The 15,281-nt window shown below is 28.7% G+C and carries 12 protein-coding genes; 3 read left to right on the top strand and 9 right to left on the bottom strand.

What is annotated here, in order from left to right; genetic code table 11:
* Positions 1 to 245: 245 nt before the first annotated feature.
* On the bottom strand, positions 246 to 737 hold the full coding sequence (locus ACUBP5_RS00485) for an inorganic diphosphatase (protein ID WP_482168358.1): 492 nt from the start codon (positions 735 to 737) through the stop codon (positions 246 to 248).
* Positions 738 to 1,075: 338 nt separating this feature from the next.
* Complete coding sequence (locus ACUBP5_RS00480) at positions 1,076 to 2,065, bottom strand: pyruvate dehydrogenase complex E1 component subunit beta (protein ID WP_482168625.1); 990 nt, start codon at positions 2,063 to 2,065, stop codon at positions 1,076 to 1,078.
* A 421-nt stretch (positions 2,066 to 2,486) separates the two neighbouring features.
* Between ACUBP5_RS00480 and ACUBP5_RS00475 the strand changes: the two genes are divergently transcribed.
* Entirely contained in the window at positions 2,487 to 2,660 is a 174-nt protein-coding gene (locus tag ACUBP5_RS00475) for a hypothetical protein (protein ID WP_482168357.1), read from the top strand.
* A 260-nt stretch (positions 2,661 to 2,920) separates the two neighbouring features.
* Positions 2,921 to 3,019 carry a hypothetical protein gene (locus ACUBP5_RS00470; RefSeq protein WP_482168356.1) on the top strand — a complete coding sequence of 33 codons (99 nt, stop codon included), beginning with the start codon at positions 2,921 to 2,923 and terminating at the stop codon, positions 3,017 to 3,019.
* Positions 3,020 to 3,196: 177 nt separating this feature from the next.
* Here ACUBP5_RS00470 and ACUBP5_RS00465 read toward each other — a convergent pair whose 3' ends face one another.
* The 4 genes from ACUBP5_RS00465 to ACUBP5_RS00450 form a co-directional block, all read right to left on the bottom strand.
* Entirely contained in the window at positions 3,197 to 3,694 is a 498-nt protein-coding gene (locus ACUBP5_RS00465; RefSeq protein WP_482168355.1) for a dihydrofolate reductase, read from the bottom strand.
* Between the two features lie 12 nt (positions 3,695 to 3,706).
* Positions 3,707 to 5,128: a sugar MFS transporter gene (locus ACUBP5_RS00460; protein WP_482168354.1), complete on the bottom strand. Its 1,422-nt coding sequence runs from the start codon at positions 5,126 to 5,128 to the stop codon at positions 3,707 to 3,709.
* A gap of 1,335 nt (positions 5,129 to 6,463) precedes the next feature.
* Complete coding sequence (locus ACUBP5_RS00455) at positions 6,464 to 7,258, bottom strand: thymidylate synthase (protein WP_482168353.1); 795 nt, start codon at positions 7,256 to 7,258, stop codon at positions 6,464 to 6,466.
* Between the two features lie 187 nt (positions 7,259 to 7,445).
* Positions 7,446 to 9,653 (bottom strand): heavy metal translocating P-type ATPase, encoded by a 2,208-nt coding sequence (locus tag ACUBP5_RS00450; protein ID WP_482168352.1) that lies wholly within the window; start codon positions 9,651 to 9,653, stop codon positions 7,446 to 7,448.
* Positions 9,654 to 11,072: 1,419 nt separating this feature from the next.
* Here ACUBP5_RS00450 and ACUBP5_RS00445 point away from each other — a divergent pair.
* On the top strand, positions 11,073 to 11,414 hold the full coding sequence (locus ACUBP5_RS00445; RefSeq protein ID WP_482168351.1) for a hypothetical protein: 342 nt from the start codon (positions 11,073 to 11,075) through the stop codon (positions 11,412 to 11,414).
* Positions 11,415 to 11,528: 114 nt separating this feature from the next.
* Here the strand turns inward: ACUBP5_RS00445 and rplS are convergent, their stop codons facing one another.
* From rplS to ACUBP5_RS00430, 3 genes are all read right to left on the bottom strand, one after another.
* On the bottom strand, positions 11,529 to 11,876 hold the full coding sequence (gene rplS, locus ACUBP5_RS00440; RefSeq protein ID WP_482168350.1) for a 50S ribosomal protein L19: 348 nt from the start codon (positions 11,874 to 11,876) through the stop codon (positions 11,529 to 11,531).
* A 545-nt stretch (positions 11,877 to 12,421) separates the two neighbouring features.
* The gene (gene glmM, locus ACUBP5_RS00435; protein ID WP_482168349.1) at positions 12,422 to 13,822 is read right to left on the bottom strand and encodes a phosphoglucosamine mutase; all 1,401 of its coding nucleotides are present in this window, start codon (positions 13,820 to 13,822) and stop codon (positions 12,422 to 12,424) included.
* 65 nt (positions 13,823 to 13,887) lie between these two features.
* Positions 13,888 to 15,123 (bottom strand): ABC transporter permease, encoded by a 1,236-nt coding sequence (locus ACUBP5_RS00430; protein ID WP_482168348.1) that lies wholly within the window; start codon positions 15,121 to 15,123, stop codon positions 13,888 to 13,890.
* Between the last annotated feature and the right edge of the window lie 158 nt (positions 15,124 to 15,281).

Raw genomic sequence — 15,281 nt, 5'->3', positions numbered from 1 at the left:
TATATCAACATCTACTAATTTAGTTAGTGCAATTATAATAATATTTTTATGAAAACTTTCTCAGTTTCCTCAAGGAAACTGAGAAAGAAGAGCTTAAATTTATTGACTTTTTTATTTATATCATTATTACTTTACAAATAATTATATATTTTCACTTGTTATAATAAGAGATTTCTTAAATTTATTAAGAAATGAATTATTAAATAACTAATAATACTTAATTTCGTTTTTTTTAGAAAAAAATATTATTCCTTATAACGTTTAAGAGATTCTTTATATATCTTATAAGCATCTTCTTTATTCCCCCATCCTCGTATATTTACCTTCTTACCTTCAAGATCTTTGTATACTTGAAAAAAATGTTCTATTTCTTTAATTCTATGAGGTGGTAGCTCATTTATATCATTATAAATATTATAGTTTGGATCAGCTAGAGGCACACAGACGATTTTTTCATCGTTTCCTTTATCATCGCTCATAAAAAGGATTCCTATAGCTTTTACTTTTATCAAACATCCCGGCATAGTAGGTGCCGTAGTAAATACAAGCACATCTAAAGGGTCTTTATCCTCAGCTAGAGTTTCTGGAATATATCCATATTCGCTTGGATAAGACATAGAAGAATATAATACGCGATCTAAGCGTAGATATCCTTTTTCTTTATCAAATTCAAATTTATTACGACTGCCTCTAGGTATTTCTATTAATACATCGAAACTTATAATTTTATTATTCATTTTTTTTTATTTTATGGTTAGAATTATAAAGAAAGTTTCATATCTAATTTTTTATTTGCGATATAAGGTCATTATTATTTATAGTTAAAATAACTATAAAAAACATCAAATCTTTCTATATTTAATTATTTTTATATATCAGGAATATACTACAACAGTATATGGTATCCCGTAGTTATATATTTTGTAATAGTAACCTTCCCCCCCCCCAATATTTTTTTTTTTAAAATATATTTAAAATAAGATTTTCAAAATGCTTATAAAATTTATTGTTATTATACGACCTAATATCAAGAATCTAAATGGCAAACTAATATCGGTACAGGATTAACCTTTTATTAGCTACAATATGTTAACTCTAAAGTCTTTTTTATTTCATTTATAACTTGTTTTTCATTAGGATACCATGCTTGTATGAGGTTAGAGGAATATGGTGCAGGGACATCAGGAAGATTGATCTTTTTAATTGGTGCATCTAAATAATCAAAAGCTCTTTGTTGAACAATATAAGAAATTTCAGAAGATATAGAACCGAAAGGCCAAGATTCCTCAAGAATAACTAAACGATTGGTTTTTTTTACTGATTTTATAATTGTATCGTAATCTATAGGACGTATTGTCCTTAAATCTATAACCTCTATATCAATACCTTCTTTAGAGAGATGTTTAGCAGCAGATATAGCTACTTTCATAATCTTACCGAAAGATATAAGTGTTATCTCTTTTCCTTTTTTTTTGATAACTGATCTTCCTATAGGTAAAGTATATTCTTCTTCCGGAATCATCATTTTATCACCATACATTTGCTCAGATTCCATAAAAATTACGGGATCATTATCACGAATAGCTGACTTTAAAAGTCCTTTTGCATCATAAGGGTTAGAAGGAATAACTACCTTTAACCCTGGACAATTTGCATACCAATTTTCAAAAGCCTGTGAGTGTGTAGCACCTAATTGACCCGCAGATCCAGTTGGACCTCTAAAAACAATCGGGATATTCCATTGACCTCCACTCATCTGGCGCATTTTAGCTGCGTTATTAATAATTTGATCTATACATACAAGAGAGAAGTTAAAAGTCATATATTCTATAATAGGTCTACAGCCGTTCATCGCTGATCCTATACCGATACCTGAGAAACCGAGTTCTGCAATAGGGGTATCTACAATTCGTTTCTCTCCAAATTCCTCGAGCATTCCTTTAGAAGCTTTATAAGCACCGTTATATTTTGCTACTTCTTCGCCCATTAAATAAATACTAGGATCTTTTCTCATTTCTTCGCTCATAGCTGCAGCAATTACTTCTCGGAAAGTCATTTCTTTCATAACAGGACTACTCATTTTTGAAAATCACCTAACAAAGGTAATTAAATAGAGTATGATTTAATAAGTATCTTACTATTCTATATTTACTATATATTTATTATTAATAATCATTTCTGAATAACAGAAAAAAATATACTCCTCTCTAATCCCATTTTATCCATTATATATTTATCAATTTTTTTTTCTTATACTTTCTTAAAGAATAAAAAATTCTTTAATAAAATATTGATAATCTCATATGGTTATTACTATATTTATCTATATCTTATATAGATAACTTACGCTACTAAATAGTTAAACTCTTGAAAGCAGCATTGAAGCTGTTTCTAATATAGAAACTGCTTTTGTAGGACAAATAGAAGCTCAGATTATGATTAAACCTTATCATAAAAATATGACATATTCATGACTTTTAACCTATATGTCCGGAAGTATAGCTTGTATATCTGATGCCGTAATGGTAATTTACATAGGGTTTGGAATACCACCAGAATATCTTTTAGCTGTTAGTCTCATGGCGCCCGGAGCTTTAGTTATTTCTAAGATTGTTACCCAGAAATACAAAAATCTAAGACTAGATAAAATGTGGAGTTAATTATCGAAAAAGAGTCATCAAATTTGCTAGACTATATTTCTCGAGGGTGTGCTGATAGGTTAAAAATATAATTTAATATTTCACGCTATGCTAATTGGTTTTATAGCGTATTAGCTATGGTTAATATGTTTTTAAGGTGATTAGGATCTTATTTATAATTCCCTGAATTAGGATTGAGTTATATTATGGGAAAATTATTTTTTAGTGTAGCCTAGTTAATAGGTATACCTATAAAAGATATATGTATCTCTAGGTTACTTATGGGGACAAAATTAGTTATTAATGAATTTGTAGCTTATTTGCAGTTAAAAGATCTAATTGCTGAACATATCCTTGATACCAAGACTATTTTAGTATAGTTGAGCATTGCACTTTGTGGTTTCGCTAATATAGGCCCTATAGGTATCCAAATTGGAGGTATCGGAGAACTAAGAGCCCCTAAGTGAAAAAAAAAGATTTAGCTCATTTGTCTTAGTGCGCACTTTTATGTGGAACTTTAGCATCTTATCTTTCGGTTTCTATTGCTGGGTTACTTATTAACTGAATTTCTTTTTATAGTTAATAAAACTAAATGCTTGCATATGTTGAGCATCACAAGGATGCAACTCTTCGCTTGTTTTTTCCCAAAAACTATCATCAATTTTAGGGAAGAAGGCATCTCCTTCAAATTCAGCTTGAACTCTCGTGATATTGAGCTCATCACATAAGTTTAAAGACAGAGCATATATTTGCGCACCTCCTATAATAAAAGCTTTTTTTACATCTAGTGATCGAGCTTTCTCAAAAGCCTCTCGTAGAGAAAAGAATACATTGACATTTTTGGCTATATAATTATGATTTTTACTAATGACAATATTTTCTCTACCAGCTAATGGACTACCTATAGATTCAAAAGTTCTTCTCCCCATAATTACTACTTGTGAAAGAGTGAGTTTCTTAAAACGTTTAAGATCATCCGGTAAATGCCAAATCATGCGATTCTGATTACCTATAATACCATTTTTGGCAACTGCTGCGATGATAACAAGCTTCATATATGTAGAAAATTATGCATTAATTTCTTGATATTTTTTATAACCGTGTATGCCGTAAAAAACTAGATATATATAGGAAGCGAGTGGCACAAGAAAAGATGTAGATATGCTTGTATAATCAGCTAGTATCCCCTGTAACGGAGGCAATAGAGCACCACCTACTACCGCCATAATTAATAAAGAAGAACCTTGAGAGGTATCTTTTTTAAGATCTCTAATACCTAAACTAAATATTATTGGGAACATAACAGAGTTAAAAAGTCCTGTTCCTAATATACACCACATAGCTAAATAAGATTTATCGAATATCCCAATTAATAGAGATATGATAATTATAAATGAGAAAATATAAAGAGTTCTATGAGGAAATTTAGCACCTGCTATAAAGGCTAATATATTGATAAATATGAACATACAGTAATATTCAATGCCTATTATATTAAAATTTTTTACCATTTGAGAAAGATAAAGATAGACTGTTGTCAGTATAAAAGATATATATATTATTTTCTTTTTATAAGTAACTTCGCTTAGAAATACCGCACCAAAAAATCGTCCGATCATAGCTCCTCCCCAGAAAAAAGAGAGATAATGTGCAGCTTCATGTTCAGACAAGTTTGCAACATCTCTCAAACTGAGATAGTTTACTATAAAGCTTCCTATACCTACTTCTCCTCCTACATACATAAAAATACCAATTATCCCATACATAAGTTGTCTGTGTTTAAAAAATAGGCTATTTTGGGTATTCTCCTTTACTTTTTCATCGTTTTCTTTATATTTTATTGAAGGCAGATAGGTGATTTTTACTATAATAGCTAATAATAAAAGTATAAACGTAATAACTAAATAAGGAGTTTTAACTGTATTTATGCCTGAATGGCTTATATCAGAGCCTACTATGTTTAGTATAAACCATCCACCAATTAAAGGAGCAATAGTAGTCCCTAAAGAGTTAAAAGCTTGTGTAAGATTGAGTCTGCCTGACGCTGTTTTAGGATCACCTAATAAAGTTACATAAGGATTAGAACTAATCTGTAAGATAGTTATTCCAGAGGCTAATATAAAAAGAGATAATAAAAATAAAGTATATGAATTTAGATTGGCCGCAGGATAGAATAATATACTCCCAAGAGCAGTGATTATCAACCCGATTATAATAGTATTTTTATAACCTATTTTTAATATAGGATCTCCTCTTTTCAAGGAAAGAAAATAGTATACAAAAGAGACAATAAAATAAGCTAAAAAAAAACAAAATTGAATTAATGTAGATTGGAAGTAATTTAACTGAAAAACACTTTTTAATTTAGGAACTAAAATATCATTCATACTGGTAATAAGTCCCCACATAAAAAAAAGTAAAGTAACTATTGTTAATGGCATGATATATTTTTGAGAAGATGAAGAAGAAATAGGATTGATAGAATTCATTTTTTTCAGTGATTTTTTAAAAAAATTAAAAATAAAAAGATATTTAGAATTATTAAAAATAGTATTTTCTAATGATAGAAAATGCTTTTCTTATTCTTTTAAGAAAGTATTTTTTTTCTACAATCTGAATAATATATCAAATAGTTTCTCTTAAAGGGTATTTTTGAGTTTCTTTAGTTACTTCTATAGACATATTATAGACTATTTTTTATATCAAGTTAATATATTTTTGTAATAGCACGAAATCGTATATTTACTTTAGCTATTTATTCTTAGCTATATATAAGAATTACCATAATAGCTTTTCTTCTCATTCTATTTTTTTTTAAATCATTGAATAAAATTTGGGGTGTCTATTCTCAGAATATTTTATAACATACTTTTCCTCAACTTAGAGGTGTTCATAAGTTAATTTTTTAATATATTTATGTGTTTGCCACTCCTATCAAAGGTATATATTTATCATCTAGATTTGTAATTAGTTATTAAGGCCTTTAAATAAATTATAAGAAGTGTTATACAGAGCTATATATGTTATTTCCCACATCATAAATTTTCTCTGAACTTCTATTCAATTATTCTATATATAATCTATGTCATTAACCCATAATTAGTGCTTTATATTATAGTATACTTAAAAAGTATCTTATAATGATTTTAATAATTTAGACTAAAAAAAATACTTGTAAAGTTTTAGAAATAAATATATTATTTTGGAGTATTGATAAATATATATGTAAAATACATGTATTTATTCCCAGTAAATAATTTTTTTAATGCAATTAATTTATTTATTCTTAAATAAAAAGATATAGAGAATTATAAGGTGAATAATTTATTTAGGGGTCTATCATTATTTTTTACATATTTGTTTATAAGTAATAATAACTATATACTGTATGTCTAATTATAAAAATACTCAAGTACAGTAAGAGTAAATCTATTTTATGTACTTTTTAGCTAAGCTTACTTAGAACAAGTAAGCTTAGCTATTCCATTAATTATTTCTATATGTATATGTCTAAATAAATCCTACTAGGATTCCTTATTTATAGGAATATATAAAATAAAGTTTTCTTGCCTCTTTTAATTACTACACTATCTTTTTTCATTTTACTCTATCTGAATTATATAATTTTTATACAAATCGTATAATTATTTCTATAGTTTTGTAGAGGTTTATTAACCTTAAATTTAATAATCTTCAATCATATAAGCATTTTAAAGACTATTTATTGAATATTATCCTTAACCCTTTTTAATATACATTAAGAACTCTCTTTTACATATATTAAATTAAATTTAGAGTAATCCGTTTTTTATGTTATGAGTGTTTTAGATCGCTACTATTGCCCTAATATGTGGATAGGGATTGTAATTTTTTAAATTAAAATCTTCAAATCTGAAATCTGATAAACGATTTATACTATAATTAAGTTCCATTTTAGGAAGCATACGAGGAGTACGTTTGAGCTGTAAATAAACCTGATTTATATGGTTATTATAAATATGCGAATCACCTAAAGTATGAATAAATTCTCCTGGTTGGAGATGGGTTATTTGTGATATCATCATTAATAATAAAGCATACGAAGCGATATTAAAAGGCACTCCCAAAAACACATCAGCACTTCTCTGGTAAAGTTGTAACGAGAGCTTCCCGTTGGAAACATAAAACTGAAAAAGCAAATGACAAGGGGGCAATGCCATGGAAGATAACATTCCTACATTCCATGCTGAAACTACTAGACGTCGAGAATCCGGATTATTACATATTTGCTTTACTACTTGACTAATTTGATCTATATTATTTCCACAGCCATCAGGCCAGGAACGCCACTGAAACCCATAAATAGGGCCAAGATCTCCCTTTTCATTCGCCCAGTGATCCCATATAGAAACTTTATTTTCTTGTAGATAACCAATATTAGTCTCTCCTTTGAGGAACCAAAGTAATTCATATATAATTGATCTTAGGTGAAGTTTTTTAGTAGTGAGTAATGGGAATCCTTCTGAAAGATTAAAACGCATTTGATATCCGAAAATACTCTTGATCCCTATTTTCGTACGGTCATTTTTTTCAACTCCTTTCTTGAGAATAGTCTCCAAGAGATTTAAATATTGATGCATATCAAAAATTTACCACTTTTTTTTCAACAGTGTATTTAAATAAAGTTATTTATTTTTTTATCGAAAAAATAAACTTTAATTTTTTTAATCTGTTATATGAATTTTTGACAGATGATATTATAAATTTAAATCTTAAAGAGTAAGATTAAAAATAACAAGTAGGATGCCTTATATGCATAAAGAGTGTTCATGTATTTTTTAATCTTAAACTATTAATGATCAAAGAAATAGAGCTTAATACCATAGCTATTGAAGCGATTATAGGGCTTAAGAAAAATTTAGTAAAAGGATACCATAGACCTGCTGCTAGTGAAATACTTAACCCATTATAAATGAATGCAAAAAAAAGATTTTGGCGTATTGTATACCAAGTACGTCGGGATATATCAATTGCAAAGGGAATTTTTCTTAAATCAGATCCTAGAATAGTAATTTTAGCTGTCTCTATAGCTATTCCTGAACCTTCTCCCATGGCTATACTAAGATTAGCTTGCGCAAGCGCTGGGGCATCATTAATTCCATCGCCAACCATAGCGATACTTTCCCCTTTCTTCTGAAGATTTTTGATAAAATCCATTTTATCTGAGGGTATTTGAGAACCCTTAACACTATAAATTCTGAGTTGATCTGCTAAAATCTTAGCTGTTTCTATACGATCACCTGTAAGTATATGTAGTTTCATACCCATTGCCCTCAATTTTTCAACTATCTCTTTAGACTCGGGACGTAAAGTATCAGTTAATCCAAAAATAGCAAGCAATTTATCTCCTTCTGAAAAACCTAACAAAGTATAAGCTTTATCCTTAAAATTGGATAAATACATCTTTGACTTCGGATCGAAGAAAACATCTTGTTCTACAAGCCAGGATATTGAACCTATGCAATATTTTTTCCCATCACATATTGCCTCTACCCCCTTTCCGGGATGATTTTTAAAGTCCTCTATAGAGAGTTTTATTTTAGTTAAATCATCTTTGTAATATGAGAGAAATGCATTCGCAAGAGGATGCTCAGAATGACTCTCTAAAGCATAGAGTACAGAAATAGTATATTTAGATTTTTCTAACCAAAAAGACTCCTTCAAAATAGGCTTACCTATCGTAAGTGTACCAGTCTTATCAAAGATAAGGTGATCTATTTTACAAGCGTGTTCAATGCTTTCTACATCCTTAATTAATACACCTTCTTGGGCAGCCCTTCCTACACCAGCCATAAGTGCTGTTGGGATAGCTAATCCCAAAGCACATGGGCATGCTATTATTAACACATTTAATAGCGAATGTATTCCTATAGCCCATGAATTTTCAAAATCACTAAATCCCCAGGAAAAAAGGGCAACAAACGCAATGAATATGACTAATGGCACAAAAAATTTAGCTATTCTATTAGTAATTTTTTCTATTGGAACCTTAGAAAACTGAGCTCTTTTTATTGCACAAATAATACTGAATAAAAAAGTATCAACACCTGTTTTTTCAGTTTTGATATCAAAACTTCCCCCTTGATTAAGGGTGCCAGCAAATACTTTATCTCCTATGGTTTTAAATACAGGTAGAGATTCTCCGCTAATCATATGTTCGTTAATATAGGAATGTCCTTTTTGTAAATGACCATCTACCGGAATTTTTTCTCCTGGTTTTATCCGTAAACATGCTCCTGGATATACTTTATTTATAGGAATTTGATTTACTTGGCCATTTTCTAATAAAATATGGGCAAAATCCGGTTGTAAATCTATTAACTTGTGTATAGCCTTAGAGGATTTTATACGTACTCGATACTCAATAGTTTTTCCAATAAGCAAAAAGCATATAATCATTGCAGCCGTTTCGAAATAAACATGTGAATCTAGAGAATAAAATTTTACGAATCTAGGGAAAAAAGTATTGAAAGCGCTATAAAGAAAAGCTATAGAAGTGCTTAAAACAATAAGGAGATCCATGCCCCAATATCTATATCGGAGAGATTTCCAGGCTCTCTTGAAAAATATATTACCCCAAACAGTTAACACAAGGAAACTCAGAAACATCATTAACCAACGAAAAATAGGGATTTCAGGTAAAAACATAGCTATTATTAAAATAGGAGTACCAAAGAACATAGACCAAATAGCTCTATTTTTCAGAGACTTATATTCTTTGTAATAAATATCAACGTTTTGAAAATTTTTCTTCTCTGTTATCCAATAAATTGGATAACCTACTTTTTTTAATGCTTCCGTTATTTTTTTTTTAGAGCAAGTATCGCTATAATAAAATTCTATATAGGCAGTATGATCAGCTAAATTAACTTGAGCATCCTTTACGCTAGGCTGTAATTGAAGCGCTTTTTTAACTGCAGCAGCACAAGAAAGACAACTCATTCCGGATATATGGGCAATACATATATTTTTCATTAAAACGTTATATTAAGAAGAATAATGATATAAGTATTTTATACTTAACTTTAAGAGTACTTTTAATGACTAAAGATAAAAAGATAAGATGAATTTATTTTTTTATATTATAGATATCAATTACATTGATCCCTAATTTTATTAGAAATAATATAATTCTAAATATATTTTAGAATCGAATGGAAACAGCTGCAAAAGATATGAATCAATATGGGAAGGATAAGCTTACATTTTTTTTATGATAAATTATGAAATAAACCATCTGATAGTTTTACCTAAAAAAGAGAAAGTTGAACATACTACTATAGTTGATTTGTTACGTAATGGGTTAAGAAAAATTTCTTATAAAGTATAAGTAGAATATTTCCGATATATATAAGAATTATTCACAATTAGGAAAAATTTACTATAGGTAAGCTCTAAAATTAGAGGAGTTCTTCCAAAACATTTTCATAGACATATCGGAGACCTTTTAAATAAATTACCTTCTGTTAGTTATATCAGTGGAATACCAAAATCTAAAACTTTATATATGTTATGAACATATTGAAGGAATCCCCGGAAGGGGGAGGGAGGGGAAAGGGGATTACACTGGAGTCTTCGGTTACTTTAATGGGGACTAGATAGTCCAGTTATGATGCGTTTTATAGAACGTATAAATAACACAATTATATTTCAGTGGGAGGTATTACTGCTATGAGCAAAATAAAAAAAAGAATATCAGGAACTTATAAATAAAACGTGTCTATTATTTGAGTAGTATTAAAATTTAAAACGGACAGTTTTGTTTAATATAATATGAAAAACGATTAAATGAAAGCAGAGGAGATTTTTTTTTGGAGCTAAACATAAACTTTGTCTTGATAAGGCTATTCTTATTCCGCAAATTCATCGAAAAGGGATTATAAAATATAAATTTTTCTATAATAAAGATTTATATAAAACAGAATTTATTCTTTATAAGAAAAAAAATAATTAAACATTTAAAAATGGTTCTTTATGATTAAATTGAATACTCTTACAAACTAACTGACCGAAATTCTTTGAAAGGCTTAAAGCAAAAAAATCTGATCATACAGAAATAATTATTATGAAAAAAAGGTTTTTACAGATGCCTCTTATGCCAATTTAATTTTTTTTTCAATGGGGGAAAATGGCACACTCCTGTTCAACCCTTACTAAGGGGAGTACAAAGAGCGTATCTGCTCAAATCAAGAATTATCCTTGAGAGAGAGATCAAAGAAAAAGATTTAAAAAAAAATGTAAAGTGATACGTCTAATCAATGCAATGATTGATTTTAAAGAAGATCCACTAGAATTTAGTATAAAAATCATAAAAAATGCTTAATAAAATATTTCTTGTTTGAAATTTTTATAATAGCTTTGTATAGCATTATTAACTCATAATATTATAAAACAATGAAAAATTTAAAAATTGCATTAGCTGCTCTAATGCTGGTTGCTGTATTATCTCTCAGCAGTTGTAATAAAGAAACTCAGAAGACGGAAGATTCTGCTTCTACAGAAAATCTCGAAGGTATACAAGAAAATTCTCCAAATGATATAGTTTCTCCTGAAACTACACCTTCTGAGGTTCCTGCAACAACAGAAAAGAATAAAATAACTGAAAAAAATACTACTATAAATAGTAAAGAAAAAACTAAAGAAAAAACTAAAGAAAAGACTAAAGAAAAAACTAAAGAAAAAACTAAAGAAAAAGTGTCTAAGGTAAATAATCAAAAAGATTCAGAGAAAAAGTAATTAAATAAAAACAAAAAAACGTATCTATTTAGACAATAGTTTACAACCCTACTCTTTTCTACGAAGAAAGATCATAAAGCCCAGTTTTTTTGGGCTTTATAATTTATGTAATTATTATATTTTTTGCTTAATACGGGCTTTTTTCCCTCTAAGTTTAGAGAAATAAAAGATTCTAGCGCGTCTTACCTTTACTTTTTTATTTACTTCTATATTCTGAATATTAGGCTGACTAATTATAAAAACCCGCTCTACACCTATATCTCCACTCATTTTTCTTACAGTAAAGGTTTCTGTAAATCCCTGACCCTTACGCTGAATAACTACTCCTTTAAAAGATTGCACTCTTATCTTAGCACCTTCTTTAATTTCAGAATAAACAGTAATGGTATCTCCTGATCTAAAATCAGGCCACTGCTTTTTAGAAATATATTTTTCCTGTACATATTTTATAAGTGTTTGCATGATAATATTATTCCTTTCTCCTCGAAGTAAAAAAGACTTATTGCAGAGTTTGCAAATATACGTATAAGAAAATAAACTATGTAAATATCTTATGTTGATAAATTTCATTTTCGTTTTTAGGGATTAATTGATCCTTTTTTACACAAGTTAAGAATCTCTAAGATAATTTCTTAGTCTAATTGTAAAATCTCTTTTTTTAATTAGTGAATTAAAAAATAATAGCAAAAAAATATAGCAATTTCTATTCTATAGAATATAGAGATTTTTTTTTTGAGAGCTTTTTTATTAAGCTAATATTCTTCTTTATATATTAGTTAGTTTTTTAACTTTATAAAAAGTTAAAAAATGACTATAGTAAAAATAATATTTAGTCATATCAGAGTAGGCATTTTTTTATATCTCCCGCTATAACTTCTATTTCTTATATTTATAAATAGTCTTAAAAAAATTACTAAAAAACAGCAATATCTTTTAACTTACTTTATAGGGAATATTAAAATTATAAAGTTCTTTATATTTCTATTCCTTTAGTATACAACTATTACCTATTTAACGGATTTAGAATATTCTTTTATTATTTCTTTAGTAAACTGTTCTGATAAAATGTGGGCTCTTTTATCTGATATAGCCTCAGTATATAACCTAATAAGGGGTTCAGTATTAGATTTTCTAAAATGTGCCCATTCATGAACAAAGTCTATTTTTATACCGTCTGTAAGATCAACATTAAAGTTTCGGTACCTATCCTTAAAAATTTCAAATATAGCGTTTAGGTTAATATAATGAGGACATCTTATCTTTTTTTTTACCATAAAATAAAAAGGATAATCTTTTCTTAGAGCACTTATACTCTTACCTGAATAAGCTAAATGCGTTAAAAATAATGCAATCCCCACTAAAGCATCCCTTCCATAATGTAAACTAGGATAAATTACCCCTCCATTACCTTCTCCACCTATAATAGCATCTGTTTCCTTCATGCATTTGACTATATTAACCTCTCCTACAGCTGTGTAATGATAAGAAACTTTCCATTTACAAGCAATCTCTTTTAGAGCCATTGTTGAAGATAAATTCGATACTATATTACCAGGAGTCCTTGATAATATATAGTCTGTTATTGCTACTAATGTATATTCTTCTCCAAAAAGTTCACCATTATCACAAATAAATACTAGACGATCCACATCAGGATCTACTACAATACCCATATGAGCTTTCATATAAGGAACTTTTTGAGAAATTTCCCAAAGATGCTCCCTTATAGGCTCAGGATTATGAGGGAAATGCCCGTCAGGGTGGCAATGCATTTTTATTATTTCAACACCTAGTCGTTCTAAGAGTTTTGGAACTGCAATAGCTCCAGTAGAATTAATTGCATCCACCACTATTTTAAACCGTGCTTTTTTTATAGCTTTTTTATCTACCAAAGGTAATTGTAAAATTTTATCAATATGCTCTTTAATATAGTCATTTTTTATAGGTAATTCCCTACCCAGCATTTTTATTCCAGAAAAGTAAAAAGCTTCTTTATCAGCGATATCTAATATTTTCCTCCCTGCTTTTTCAGAAATACATTCACCGCGATAATTAAGCATTTTTAATCCATTCCAATGATTAGGATTATGACTAGCGGTTAAAATAACTCCTCCTTGAGCTTTTTCTAAAATAACAGCCATCTCTACTGTAGGTGTAGTGGAAAGTCCGAGATTAAGTACATTTATAGATAATGCCTGTAAACTTGCCGAAACAAGTTTTTCAATAATGTTACCTGATAATCGTGCATCTCTTCCAAGCACAACCACTGACTTTGAATCAGAATAGTTTTTTTTTAGCCATGTTCCATAAGCACAAGCAAGTTTCACAATATCTAAGGGAGTTAGATTTTTGCCGACTTGTCCTCCAATAGTTCCTCTTATACCAGAAATGGACTTTATTATTGTCAAAACTTATATTTTTTATTATTAAAACAAAAATAATCAATCTAAAGAACTAATTTTTTTAAAAAAAATTAACAATGTTTTATATATTTAATAGGTGAAATTTTATCAATTAATGTAGAAGTTACCCATAAGGTAAATAAGGAAAGGAACGAAGCTGATATATTGATACCTATAATTAATATAGGATGTATATAGGTAGGGAGAACATTTAGATAATAAATTTCAGAATTTAGATGGACCCAACCAAAATATTTTTGCGAAAATAATATTCCTAGAGCAATTAAATTCCCCCATAAAAGAGCAAAAAATAATATACGAAAGGCATAAAAAATAAATATTCTACGTATAGAAATATTTGTAGTTCCTAGTGTTTTAAGGATACTTATCGTATAAGTACGATCTAGTACGAGAATAAATAAAAGCCCTGTAATATTAATTATAACTACGAAACTCATAATAAGTGTTACTATGATAATATTTTTATCAAAAATTCCCATCCAGTTACGAATGTTTTTAAAACGACTTAATACACCTCGTGCCTTTAACCCTTGCCTAATATTAGTCTTGACTTCATTTTCAAGAGCTTCTATATTATCAATATTTTCAGTGAAAATTTCAAATCCTCCTGTTTGATCTTCTTCCCACTGATTAATTCGACGTATTTGCTTAAGATCTCCAATAATGATTGTTTCATCAAAATTTTTAATTCCTGTGCTATATATACCGCTGATCGAAAAGCGTCTAACTATAGGGGTTAATGAGGATTTTCGGGAAAAATATATTATAAAACAATCTTTTACATCTAATCCTAATTTTGCAGCTATATTTTTAGAAATTAATACCTCATAGTTTAACGAGGCCCCCATAAGATATGGGGGCCTTCCTTTAATTATAAAATCTTTAAAACGGCTCCATTGGTAATTAGATGAAACCCCCTTTAATAAGATCCCTTCAGAATATTTTTTAGTACGTATAATTCCACTTTTAAAAGCGAATTCGCTAATATTAGCTACTGGCACCTTCCATGATGGAGATAGGCAAAAAGACTCTCGTGTAGATATAGGAGAACTATCATAAGATTTATTGTCATCAATCCCGATAACCAATACATGTCCAGAAAAAGCAGCAAGTTTTTTTTTAATAGCATAACGCGTGCCAATACCTATGGAGAAAGTCAAGTAAATAATAATAATACCTAACGATACAGAAATTTGAGAAATAAGTACTGTGATAGAAGATGGGATTTGCTTTTGAGTACTTTGTAAACTCGCAGTTTTTTTACAAAAAAACCATTCAAACCCCATTTATATATATTTAATAATAATGATCAAATATATATTTTCCTAACCTAAGATTTATTTACTCAAGTAAGTATATTTAGATATATAAAATTCAAACTGTATACTTAATAAGAATGAGATAAAAGTTATCATTATTTATCTAGGATAATAAACCATCTAAA

The organism is Candidatus Insignibacter tubulum (genome assembly GCF_056790205.1).
This window is presented reverse-complemented; position numbering and strand designations above follow the sequence as displayed.